This window comes from Ruegeria sp. YTSA075 (assembly GCF_059610245.1).
This window is the reverse complement of sequence record NZ_JBXWNG010000002.1, coordinates 164,958-176,722: the sequence shown is the minus strand read 5'-3', so window position 1 is coordinate 176,722 and position 11,765 is coordinate 164,958. Positions and strand designations below refer to the sequence as shown.

At 57.2% G+C, this 11,765-nt stretch carries 12 protein-coding genes; 10 read left to right on the top strand and 2 right to left on the bottom strand.

Annotated elements, in window-relative coordinates; genetic code table 11:
• Nucleotides 1-52: 52 nt before the first annotated feature.
• Entirely contained in the window at nucleotides 53-502 is a 450-nt protein-coding gene (locus AC2FGE_RS03975; RefSeq protein WP_496817896.1) for an Lrp/AsnC family transcriptional regulator, read from the bottom strand.
• A 162-nt stretch (nucleotides 503-664) separates the two neighbouring features.
• Between AC2FGE_RS03975 and AC2FGE_RS03970 the strand changes: the two genes are divergently transcribed.
• The 4 genes from AC2FGE_RS03970 (at nucleotide 665) to ehuA (ending at nucleotide 3,723) form a co-directional block, all read left to right on the top strand.
• Nucleotides 665-1,507, top strand: a complete 843-nt coding sequence (locus AC2FGE_RS03970) for a transporter substrate-binding domain-containing protein (RefSeq protein WP_496817895.1) — start codon at nucleotides 665-667, stop codon at nucleotides 1,505-1,507.
• Nucleotides 1,508-1,570: 63 nt separating this feature from the next.
• The gene (gene ehuC / locus AC2FGE_RS03965; RefSeq protein WP_496817894.1) at nucleotides 1,571-2,236 is read left to right on the top strand and encodes an ectoine/hydroxyectoine ABC transporter permease subunit EhuC; all 666 of its coding nucleotides are present in this window, start codon (nucleotides 1,571-1,573) and stop codon (nucleotides 2,234-2,236) included.
• A 3-nt stretch (nucleotides 2,237-2,239) separates the two neighbouring features.
• Entirely contained in the window at nucleotides 2,240-2,905 is a 666-nt protein-coding gene (ehuD, locus tag AC2FGE_RS03960) for an ectoine/hydroxyectoine ABC transporter permease subunit EhuD (protein WP_496817893.1), read from the top strand.
• A gap of 2 nt (nucleotides 2,906-2,907) precedes the next feature.
• Nucleotides 2,908-3,723, top strand: a complete 816-nt coding sequence (gene ehuA, locus AC2FGE_RS03955; protein WP_496817892.1) for an ectoine/hydroxyectoine ABC transporter ATP-binding protein EhuA — start codon at nucleotides 2,908-2,910, stop codon at nucleotides 3,721-3,723.
• Nucleotides 3,724-3,736: 13 nt separating this feature from the next.
• Here ehuA and AC2FGE_RS03950 read toward each other — a convergent pair whose 3' ends face one another.
• A complete protein-coding gene (locus AC2FGE_RS03950) occupies nucleotides 3,737-4,615 on the bottom strand; it encodes a LysR family transcriptional regulator (protein ID WP_496817891.1) in 879 nt (292 codons plus the stop codon).
• A 128-nt stretch (nucleotides 4,616-4,743) separates the two neighbouring features.
• On the opposite strand from AC2FGE_RS03950, the gene AC2FGE_RS03945 reads away from it, so the two are divergent.
• From AC2FGE_RS03945 to AC2FGE_RS03920, 6 genes are read left to right on the top strand one after another with little or no spacing between them, the layout of a single operon-like run.
• Nucleotides 4,744-5,886: a M24 family metallopeptidase gene (locus AC2FGE_RS03945; protein ID WP_496817890.1), complete on the top strand. Its 1,143-nt coding sequence runs from the start codon at nucleotides 4,744-4,746 to the stop codon at nucleotides 5,884-5,886.
• Entirely contained in the window at nucleotides 5,886-6,680 is a 795-nt protein-coding gene (locus tag AC2FGE_RS03940; protein WP_496817889.1) for a maleate cis-trans isomerase family protein, read from the top strand. Before AC2FGE_RS03945 ends, AC2FGE_RS03940 begins: the two co-directional genes overlap by 1 nt.
• Before the next feature lie 4 nt (nucleotides 6,681-6,684).
• Nucleotides 6,685-7,956: a sarcosine oxidase subunit beta family protein gene (locus tag AC2FGE_RS03935; protein ID WP_496817888.1), complete on the top strand. Its 1,272-nt coding sequence runs from the start codon at nucleotides 6,685-6,687 to the stop codon at nucleotides 7,954-7,956.
• Nucleotides 7,916-8,245 (top strand): sarcosine oxidase subunit delta, encoded by a 330-nt coding sequence (locus AC2FGE_RS03930; protein ID WP_496817887.1) that lies wholly within the window; start codon nucleotides 7,916-7,918, stop codon nucleotides 8,243-8,245. The genes AC2FGE_RS03935 and AC2FGE_RS03930 overlap by 41 nt, the downstream gene beginning before the upstream one ends.
• Complete coding sequence (locus AC2FGE_RS03925; protein WP_496817886.1) at nucleotides 8,242-11,187, top strand: sarcosine oxidase subunit alpha family protein; 2,946 nt, start codon at nucleotides 8,242-8,244, stop codon at nucleotides 11,185-11,187. Before AC2FGE_RS03930 ends, AC2FGE_RS03925 begins: the two co-directional genes overlap by 4 nt.
• Nucleotides 11,180-11,740 carry a sarcosine oxidase subunit gamma gene (locus AC2FGE_RS03920; RefSeq protein WP_496817885.1) on the top strand — a complete coding sequence of 187 codons (561 nt, stop codon included), beginning with the start codon at nucleotides 11,180-11,182 and terminating at the stop codon, nucleotides 11,738-11,740. The genes AC2FGE_RS03925 and AC2FGE_RS03920 overlap by 8 nt, the downstream gene beginning before the upstream one ends.
• Nucleotides 11,741-11,765: the final 25 nt, after the last annotated feature.

The window sequence follows — 11,765 nt, the reverse complement described above, 5'->3', positions numbered from 1 at the left end:
GGTTCTCGGCGGGCTCCCAAGCGTCAATAGCTTTGGGGCCGCATTCATCTGGTCAAAGGATATCGAGCGACACTTTCACCCGGTCCATGACAATGGATGAGGTGAAGCCGTTTACGTTGGAATCATCAAAGAAGTATTCCTGCGTGAACGCTTCGTATTCCTTGATGTCGGCAACAACGACGATCACAATGAAATCAGCCTCACCGGTCGTGTAATAGCATTGCTGAACCGCCGGGCTGTTTCTCATTACCCGCTTGAAATTGTCCAGATGCAAACGGCTTTCCCGTTCCAGCTTGACTTCGACAATGACGGTAAACTCACGCCCCAGCTTGGGCGGCGAAAGCACGGCAATCTCTTTTTCAATCACGCCCGTTTCGCGTAATTTTTTCAAACGCTTCTGAACCGCAGGCGTCGATAATCCGATCTCTTCCCCCAACGATTCGGCTGTTTGTCTTGCGTTGCGCTGCACCAAGGCAAGCAGTTCAAGGTCTTTGTCATCCATGCGAGCACATTGCTCATATTTGACCGGCATGACAACGCAAATCCTCTCGAATCTCTGAAATTCGACGCTAAGCCTCGCTGACAACAACTAGCATGTTTTCTGGAAGGCGCGCTGTTTGACCTTTCAGTTCATACAACGCTGAAGCTATCTTGGGAGGAAGTAATGGAAAAACAAACACCTAGATCTTTGCTGCTTGCTGGTGTTCTATCTGTGTGTGGCGCAGCCTCGGCACTTGCCGGGCCGATTGCCGACAGGATCGCTGAAGGTGAGCCGATCCGCATCGGATTTTCGAACGTTCCGATCTGGGGCTACCCGGATGAAGACGGCAAAGCCAAAGGTTTCGTGAACGAAATCGCGCTCGGCATTCTGGCCGAGATGGGTTACGATAACATCGAAACCAGCTTGACCGATTGGGGCGGTCTGATCCCCGGCCTGCAAGCCAATCGCTATGACCTGATCACCGGTGGCTTGTATATCCTGAACAGCCGCTGCCAGAACATCTCGTTCTCTGAGCCAATAGCGCAGACCGGCGATGCATTCATCGTACCGGCGGGTAACCCGAAGAACATCCAGACGTTCAAGGACATCCTGAATTCAGGATCGATCATGGTGACCGGGGCGGGCTACAACACCGTCGAATCCGCCAAGAAAGAAGGATTGGGTGACGACCAGATCATGCAGGTTCCTGGACCTTCAGAGATGCTGGCTGCGGTGAAGGCCGGACGCGCCGATGCTGGCGGAATGACCTATTTCGAAGCGAACTACTTTGCCGAGACCAATGATGACATCGACGTCACCGATCCGGGCGCCTTGCCCGATTGGACCCTGAACTATGTTGGCATCGGGTTCCGCGAAGCAGACGCCGATTTCATGGCAGAATTCAACGCCGCACTCGCTGAATATGTGGGTTCGGAGGCTATGCTCGCATCGGTTGAAGAATATGGCTACGTCGAATCGAACCTCCCTGGCGACGTAACAGCCGAATGGGTCTGCGAAAACCGCTGACCCATATTCGCGGCGGGTGGACCATACCCGCCGCACACCAATATCTACTAGAACGGCAGGCACATGAGCCTATTCGAATTTCTACAACAATACTGGCCGCGCCTGCTTACGGGCACCGGCATTACCCTGGCGCAGTTCTTCCTTGCAGCGACCCTAGGCATCGCGATCTCGCTAGCAATGGGGCTAATGAAACTGTCAAGCAACAGGTTAGTCCGCGGCACCGCCATCACCTATATCGAGATCTTTCGTGGTACCTCCCTTGTCGTGCAGCTGTATTGGATTTTCTTCGTTCTGCCTCTATTCGGCCTTTCGATTGAAAAATTCACAGCCGGCTATCTGGCAGTTGGCATGAATATCGGCGCCTACGGGGCTGAACTCGTGCGGGGTGGCATCCTCTCTGTGCCTAAGGGGCAATGGGAGGCGGCGCTTGCCATCAACATGAGCCCGGCTCAGCGCATGCGGCGGATCATCCTGCCTCAGGCACTGGTCAACATGCTGCCGCCCTGGGGGAACCTGATGATCGAACTGCTGAAAGGCACGGCGCTGGTTTCGTTGATTTCGGTCGCAGACCTGATGTTCGAAGCCCGGCAGATCAATGCGACAACCTTTCTATCCGCCCAGATCTTTGGCGTTGCCCTTGTGATCTACTACGTCCTCGCCCGGTTCATGGTCACGCCGTTCATGCGCTGGTTAGAGCGTTACATGGAACGCAAACTGGGGAGGGCCTGACCAATGTTTGAATGGAATTGGGAATTTACCTGGGAAATCCTGCCCCGTCTGGTTCAGGCCACAGGCAACACCCTGCTTGCTGCACTGACCGGATACGCCATCGCGCTTGTGCTGGGCTTGGTATTGGCGCTTGCACAACGCACTCCCTATGGGCTTTTGACCTGGATTGTGCGCGAACTGGTCGAATTTATCCGCTCAACCCCTCTGCTGTTGCAGATTTTCTTTGTCTTCTACGTGGGGCCACAGTTTGGCATCCGCCTCAGCCCGTGGATGTCGGGTATGATCGCAATCGGCCTGCACTATGCCTGCTATCTGTCCGAGGTCTACCGGGGCGGGATAGACAGCGTCCCAAAAGGACAGTGGGAAGCGGCGACAGCGCTGAATATGACCGTGTTGCAAAAGTACCGGCGCGTGATCATCCCACAAGCCATACCCCCGGCGCTTGCAGGTCTAGGCAATTATCTGGTGGGAATATTCAAAGACACGCCCATGCTGTCGGTTATCGGGGTTGCCGAGTTGATCCATACCGCAAACGCAATCGGTTCCGAAAACTACCGCTTTCTCGAACCCTACACCCTGGTAGGTATCATCTTCCTGGCAATCTCACTTCCTTCGGCCGGTCTGATCCGTCTATTCGAAGGCTATGTGCGCCGTAGACTTGGACTATAAACATGCATGATGTATCGGCTTTCCCGCTTGAAATCACCGGCGATTCCACACCGATGGTCAGTTTCCGAAAGGTAACAAAATCCTACGGGGCGCTTACGGTTCTGGATGAGCTGGACCTTGATATCGCCGAAGGTGAAATGGTGTCGATCATCGGCCCATCAGGATCCGGCAAGACCACCGTTCTGCGCATGTTGATGACATTGGAAGAGATCAATGGCGGCGCCATATATGTAGATGGCCGGCCGCTGACGCATATGTCCAAGAACGGTGCCCTGATCCCCGCCAATCAAAAACACCTGCGCAAACGGCGTGCCGATATCGGCATGTGCTTTCAGCACTTTAACCTTTTTCCACACATGACGGCCCTGGAAAACTGCATGGAAGGTCCCGTGCAGGTTCTGGGCATGTCCAAGCAGGATGCGCGCGAACGATCCGAAGAGTTGCTGGAGATGGTCGGCATGATCGGCAAGAAAGATCAGCACCCCTCGCGCCTGTCTGGCGGTCAGCAGCAACGTGTCGCCATCGCCCGCGCATTGGCCATGCGCCCAAAGGTGATGCTGTTCGACGAGGTGACATCCGCGCTGGACCCCGAAGTAATCGGCGAAGTGACCAACGTCATTCGTGAATTGGTCGGCGCACACAAGCTGACCATGTTGATGGTGACCCACCAGATGGGTTTTGCGCGCGATATCTCGGATCGGGTCTGTTTCTTCTATGGCGGCAAGATCGAGGAACAGGGCAAGCCCGCAGAATTGTTCGGCAACCCCAGAAAAGAGCGCACGCAGCAATTCCTCAGCGCGGTAAAAGAGGCCATCTGACACCCGGCTTTCGTCAGACTGGAATGTCCAGATCACGCAACAAAGCGCGCGTTGGGTCGTTCATGCTGCCCAATCGCCAAATCACGAAATAGCTGCGGCCCGTTCTGATCTGATAGTCGTCCAGCGCCATCAGGCGACCGGCCTCAATCTCAAATTGCAGAACTTCGGGGCAGCCCAGGGCTATTCCCCTGCCCCGCAAAGCCGTGTCCAGCGTACTGGCGTATGAGCGCAAGTTTACCTTTGGCGCGGCTGCAATCTCGGCATTGCCGGAGAGTTCCGAGAAGTTTTCCCAGTTGATCCATTTCGGTGTCAGCTTGTCGAAATCCAGCAGTTTTGTGCTTTGGAACCCCTGCATTGTGTCAACCAGCGCGGGCGCGGCCACAGGCGACCAGATTTCTTCGAAAAGCAAAGTACCTTCCCAACCTGAGGGAATGTCGGAACCATAGAACAAAACCGCATCCGTTTCGAAGGCGAACAGATCAGCATCCTTGTCCGAAGCTGTCAGCGTGACCGGGGCCGCATTAGGCCCAAGCAGGTATTCGTTGATGCGCGGTGTTAGCCAGTATTGTGCCACCGCAACATTGGCCCCAAGCGACAGGCGATCACCTGCCGTTGCACGGCGGATCTGCCGCAAGCTGGAGCTCAGATAATCAAGCGCTTCAGAAGTGTTGGCGGCAAGCGCCTTGCCATTCCGTGACAGGCTGATGGTACGCCCGCTGCGATGAACCAAGGTCATGCCCAGCCATTCTTCCAACACTTTTACCCGTTTGCTGACAGCCGCCTGACTGACGTTCAGCTCAGCGGCAGCACGGGTGAAGTTCTCGTGGCGCGCGACTGCTTCAAAAAACAGAAGATAGTCAAGTGGCGGCAAGGATCGGCGAAAATCTTTCATAACTCAAGGTTATCATAAGCCTATATCAGATGTCACTTTGTGAATCGCGTTTCCGCTCCTAAGCTGATGCATCATCTGAGCACTTCACCGGGGAAAGCCCAGGGATCAAACCGCGCAAGGAAACACGCATGTTCACCCAGAGATTGTCACAATTTCAAACCCGTCTGGCGCAGGCCGGTATCGATGTGGCGTTGATCACTGATGATGACAATGTCTATTACCTGACCGGTTACTATGACTATTTGCATATGGAGTTCGGACGACCAACGATACTGGTTGTACCCAAGGATGGCCCGTCGCTGCTGATCACGCCGACGATTGACCTGAACTCGGCCAAATTCGCTGCGCGGGTGGATCGGATTTCCGCGTGGAATGATGGGATGGGCGCGGAATGGCGCGAAGAACTGCCAAATGCAGTCAAAAGCGCAACCAAGGTCGGGATCGAGCCCGGCCACATGCCACCATTAGTGCGCACATATGTTGATGAACTGATCGGCCCGGACCGATTGACTAGTGCGACTCCGATCTTGAACGATATGCGAATGATCAAGTCGCCGCAGGAATTGCAACTGGCCCGCCACGCCGGACAAGTCGCAAGCGAGATGATGGCGGCGGGTCGCGCAGCTATTGCGGATGGCGTGCCTGAATTTGAGGTCGCGATTGCCACCTCTCAGGCCGGAACGCGCAAGGCCGCCGAGTTGCTGGCCGCACACTACGACGATGCGGATATGTCGCCCAACACGCATTTTCTGCAGATCATGGCCTCGGGCGAGGACATCATCAAAACTCACCACCGCGCATCAACCCGTGTCATGCGGCAGGGGGAACCCGTATTCCTGTGTTTCTGTGGGATGACGAATTTTCACCGTTTCAAACTAGGATTTGATCGTACATTCTGGATCGCTGATGCGCCAGACGATCAGGTCGCGGTGTATGAGGTTGCCGTCGCCAGCCAGAAGGCCGCGCTGGACGCGCTCAAGCCCGGTGTGACGGCAGAAAGCGTGCACGCAGCCTATGCCGAAGTCATTCAGGGCGCGGGCTATGAATACCCGTTCCGCTGCGGTCGCGCCACCGGCTTCAGCTTTCTTGAGGCGCCGCAACTTGTCACCGGCGACACAACCATCCTGCAGCCAGGCATGGTACTGGCCGTTGACGGCTCAGTTTCGGTTGACACCTTCCGTGCGCAAGTTGGTGACAGTTTCATCATAACCGAAACCGGATGGGAGCAAGTAACAAGCCATCCAAAATCCGTTGAGGAGGTCATCCTGTAATGTTTCAATCTGGCGAAATCATACGCTCGGCACCGCGTACACCGATCATGGGCGATGGTCTGGCGCATCGTGGCAGCCTGGGCTTTATCCTGATGTCAACCGATCTTGCCTGCGAGGCGGATTTGTATGCCATGGCGCCAGAGGGTGTCGGCATTCACATAACGCGCCTTAAGACCGACGACTACACAACAAGCGAGACACTGGCTCGTCATATCGATCATATGGCCGACGCTGCCTCGCGTCTGCAACCTGACATGAAACCATCTGTCATCAGCTACAGTTGCACATCGGGGTCGATTGTATGCCGTGAAGAGAACGTCTTTCGCGAAATTCGCAAAGGAGCACCGCATGCACAACCGATGTGCATTGTCACTGGTGTCATGGATGCGCTGCGCGAGGTTGGCGCCAAAAAGATAGTCGTTGGCACGCCCTATCTGGATGATGTGAACACCGCTGAGGCCGAGTATCTTCTGGCCGCGGGGTTCGATGTTCTGGACATTCAAGGGCTGTGTCTGGAAACCGGTGTCGAATTCGGCAAGGTCGAGCCATCCTATTGGAAAGAGTTCGCGCTTGAGATCGATCAGCCCGAAGCCGATGCGATCTTTTTGTCCTGCGGCGGGATTCGATCATTGGAAGTGGTAGCTGAGATTGAACAGGCGGCGGGCAAGCCGGTCATCACCTCGAACCAGGCGCAGTTCTGGTCCTGCCTGCGGCGCGCTGGGATCATGGATGAGCTTGAAGGTTTCGGCCAAATCTTCAAACATCCCGGCAAGCATCTAAGCAAAACCGGCTAATCAAATGACCAAATTCACCGCATGGAATGTGTTTTGGCAGGGGGTGACCGGCCAGAAAGGCTGGACCCGCCAGTGGCGCGATCCCGAACCCAAATCACATTATGACGTAGTCATAGTTGGTGGCGGGTTGCACGGGCTCGCCACCGCTTATTACCTGGCCAAAACCCATGGGGTGAAAAACATCGCCGTGCTTGAAAAGGGCTGGATCGGTGGCGGTAATGCCGGGCGCAATACCACGATCGTGCGGTCAAACTATGCGCGGCCCGGCAATCGGGAATTCTATGAGCATTCGCTGAAGCTTTGGGAAAACCTCAGCCACGAGTTGAACTATAACGTCATGTTCTCGCAGCGCTCACATATCTCGCTGCTGCATTCTCCCGGTGCCATCGACGCTGCGGCGCGCAACTACAACACGATGCGGATGACCGGCACGCCGGATGCAGAAATCTGGGATCTAGAGACGCTCAAGCGCACCGTACCGCATCTGAACTACGCCTCTGATGCGCGGTTCCCGATCATGGGTGCTGCGGTTCAAAAACGCGCGGGGACAGCACGCCATGATGCGGTGGTCTGGGGCTATGCCCGCGGGGCAGATGCGCGTGGCGTTGACGTCATTCAGAACTGTCGGGTCGAAGGCGTTGTTCGTGACGGCGAACGCATCACCGCGGTTGAGACCTCCAGAGGGCGGATCACAGCGGGCAAAGTTGCTTTTGCCGTGGCAGGCAGCACCTCCCTTTTATGGCAGATGGCCGGGCTTGGGCGTTTGCCCATTGAAAGCCACAAACTGCAGGCTTTTGTGTCCGAACCGCTAAAGCCGCTGCTGGATCAGGTCATCGTCTTTGGCATGGGCGGCGCGCATTTCTATATCTCGCAATCCGACAAGGGTGGGATGGTCTTTGGCGGTGATCTGGACTGGTACAAATCCTATGCCCAGCGGGGCAACCTGCACATCGTTCAGGACGTGGCCGAGGCTGCCATGTCAGTTCTGCCTTGCCTTGGAAGGGTAAAACTGCTGCGCCATTGGGCGGGGGTCGTCGATATGTCGATGGACGGGTCACATTTCATCTGCAAGACGCCGCTGGACAATCTCTACCTGAATGCCGGTTGGAACTATGGCGGGTTCAAAGCCAGCCCAGCCTCAGGATGGTGGTTCGCCGATCTGATCGCCAATGACCGGCCCGCACCGATGATTGCGCCTTTTGATCTGAAAAGGTTCGAACGGGGTCTGCAGATTGATGAACGCGGCGCCGGACCTGACTGCAAGCTGCACGGATGACAATATGCTGATTATCAACTGCCCTTTCTGCGGACCCCGCGACCAAAGCGAGTTCAGCTATGGCGGGGATGCGACAATCCAATACCCTGAGCTTGATGCGTCAGTCCAGGACTGGCACGATGCGGTGTTTCTGCGCGAGAACATTCGCGGGCCGCAATTGGAAACCTGGCAACATGTGCATGGCTGCCGGATGTGGCTGTTCGTCAAACGTGACACGCTCACCCATGAGATCCTGTCTGTGTGCCCTGCGCATCCCGGATTGGCGCGAACGTTGGAGGCGACCCCATGACCGCGCGCCGTCTGGATACTGGCGGCCGTATCGACCGCTCGCAGCCCGTCAACTTTCGTTGGGATGGCATGACCTGCCGGGGTTTTACAGGCGATACGCTCGCTTCGGCCCTGATGGCGAACGGGCATACCGTTCTGGGGCGCAGTTTCAAGTACCATCGCCCGCGCGGGGTTATGTCTGCGGGGGTAGAGGAATCAGGTGCTATCGTCTCGGTCGGAACCGGTGCGAGCATGGAACCGAATGTCAAAGCCACCATGCAAGAGCTCTATGAGGGGCTTGAGGCGCATGGCCAGAATGCCTGGCCCAATGTGCGTTTTGATGTTGGGGCGGCCAGCGGGCTTGTGGGACGGTTCTTCTCGGCCGGTTTTTATTACAAGACCTTTATGGGCCTGCCGCCATTTGAATGGGGGCGCGGAACGGGCCTGTGGATGAAGTATGAAAAGCTGATCCGCAAAGCCGCCGGGATGGGCACAGCCAGCCGTGAGGCTGACCCTGACTGCTATGACCACGCCCACGCATTTTGCGATGTTTTGGTGGTGGGGTCTGGTCCTGCTGGTCTGAACGCTGCGCTGACTGCGGCACGGAATGGTCGCGATGTCTTGCTGGTCGAGCAGGATTTTGAGCTAGGTGGCGACTATCTGAACGACCCCAAAGCCGACGATGAACACCTGTCTTTGGTGCAGGCGGTCAAGAATGCGGGCGTCCGCATCATGACCCGCACCACCGCATTCGGACTGTATGATGGCGGCGTCGCCGGACTGGTCGAACGCGTGACAGACCATCTGGCAGCACCTGATCCACACCTGCCACGCCAACGCTTTTGGACTGTCCGTGCATGTGCAACCGTGCTGGCAACTGGTGCGCTGGAACGCTCGATCGCCTTTTCTGGCAACGACCGCCCCGGAGTTATGACTGCAGCGGCGGCGCGAAGCTACCTCAACCGGTTCGGTATCCTGCCAGGCAAACGGATCGTGATCGCCACGACCAATGACAGCACCCAAGGGGTCGCTGCCGAACTGGCCGCTGCCGGGGCTGAGGTTGTTCTGGCCGATGCACGCGATACGGCCGATACGCCCGAGGGTGTCATACTGCGACCCGGCTTAGCGCCTTTGGCCTTGCTGGGACGCAATTCGGTGCGCGGGGTTACACTTGCCTCGCAATCGGGCGCGGGATGGGCAAAGACCCGTCAAGAAGACTGTGATCTGTTGCTGGTCTCAGGTGGGTGGTCACCGGTGGTGAACCTATCCTCGCACCGCGGGGCAAAACCTGTCTGGAACGCTGATCTTGCCTGTTTCCTCGCCGGGCCGACCGATGAGCCGATCCATATGGCTGGTTCGGCAGATGGTGTCTGGCAACGCGAAGACTGTGCTGCCTCGGGCGTGGTCGCAGCAAAGCGCGCGATGGGGCTAAAAGATGATACAGTCACACATCGTGGCTGGGCGAACCCCATAAAGCCGACTTATGAGGTACGTCAGCCGGGCACAAAGGCCAAAACCTTTGTTGATCCCCAGCACGATGTCACGGGCGATGATGTCCGCCTGGCCCACCAGGAGGGATTCGTCTCGGTCGAACATCTGAAACGCTATACCACGCTGGGCATGGCGACAGATCAGGGTAAAATGGGTAACGTCATCGGCCTTGCGCTGATGGCCGAAGCCCTTGGCCGCGAGGTGTCAGCCGTTGGCACCACCCGGTTCCGCCCGCCCTATACGCCAGTCGCCATTGGCACACTGGCCGGGCGCAACACAGCAAGCCATTTCAAACCATTGCGCCGCACACCGCTGCACAGCTGGAACCTGCGACATGGGGCCACGATGACGGATGCGGGCCTGTGGCACCGGCCGTGGTATTTCGCGCAGGACGGCGAGACACTGGAACAGGCCTATATTCGTGAGGCCGCGACGGTGCGTCAAACCGTTGGTATCTGCGATGTCAGCTCTTTGGGTAAAATCGCGGTTCAGGGACCGGATGCCGCAGAATTCCTGAACCGCATCTATACCAATGGCTTTGCCAATTTGCCCGTGGGCCGCGCCCGGTACGGGATCATGTTGCGCGATGATGGGATCGTCATGGATGACGGCACTACTTGGCGGATCGGCGAAGCTGACTTTCTGATGACCACCACCACGACAAATGCAGGCAAAGTCATGGTCTGGCTGGAAGAATTGTTGCAGACCCGCTGGTCTGACCTGCGTGTACATGTCACCTCGGTCTCGGACCTCTGGGCCGGGGTTTCCGTGGCCGGGCCAAAGGCGCGCGAGGCGATTGCCGCCTGCCTTACATCCGAGATGGATATCTCGAACCAGGCGCTGCCGTTCATGGGTGTTCGCCCAGTCACCTTTGCGAATGGTGTCGAAGGTCTGATTGCAAGGATCAGCTTTTCCGGTGAACTGGCCTATGAGCTTTACGTGCCTGCCGATCAGGGCGAGGCAATGATGGAGCTGTTATGGCCATCTGCTGAACGGTTGGGCGGATGTCTGTATGGGCTCGAAGCGCTAGGAACATTGCGGATCGAAAAGGGTCACGTGACCGGGGCCGAACTGGATGGGCGTATGACCATCGACGATGCCGGGCTTGGCAAAATGGCCTCGACCAAGAAGCCTTTTATCGGTGGCGCGTTGCGCCAACGCCCCGAACTGACGCGGGCAGATCGGCCACGTCTGGTCGGCATTTTCCCCAAGGACCGCAGCCAGACCTTCAATGGCGGCGCGCTATTATGTGCAGCGGACAAGGTCACCGGGTTTGGAGAGGGCTGGATCACGGCCGTCACCCATTCCCCTGCACTCGGCCATTGGATCGGGCTTGGCTATATCTCGGGCGGCCACGACGCCTGGCAGGATAAAGCCGTTACCGCGAGCGACCCGGTACGCAAGGGTAACATCGCGGTCGAGATCGTTTCACCCCACATGTTCGACCCGAATGGAGAGAGAATGCATGGCTGAAGGTATCTCTGCACTGGAACTCAAATCGGGCCACACGGGCATAGCGGGCACTTGCGGCATTACGTTAACTGAAATCCGCCCCACTACGCTGATTCAGATCGCAGCATGGCCCGATACGCTGACACAGGTAGGCGAAGAAGCCGCGCGCGTGGCCAAAGCCGACGCGGCACCCGGTCCGGGACGCACGACAAGCGGACGCGCAGGCACGTTGTTGCGCATTGAGCCATTGAAATGGTGGCTGGTCAAAGAAGATGCCGGTCCCCCTGCTATTGTTGTTGAAGCCGGTGCTACGCTGGATCTGTCGCAATCGCGGACACGTTTGCACCTGAGTGGGCCAATGGCCGCCCGACTATTGAACCATGTGTTGCCTATCAACCTGACCGAGCATGCGATCCCCAACGGGGCGGTTGCATCCACTGCGTTCCACCATGTTGGCGTGACGCTGTGGCGTGACACCCAGGGCTTCAACCTGTTCTTGCCACGCAGTTTCGCTGCCTCACTCTGCGACATCCTGATCGAAACTGGGGCGCAATACGGATTGGAGATCGTCTGACATCCCGCCGCCAAACCAGCCAAAG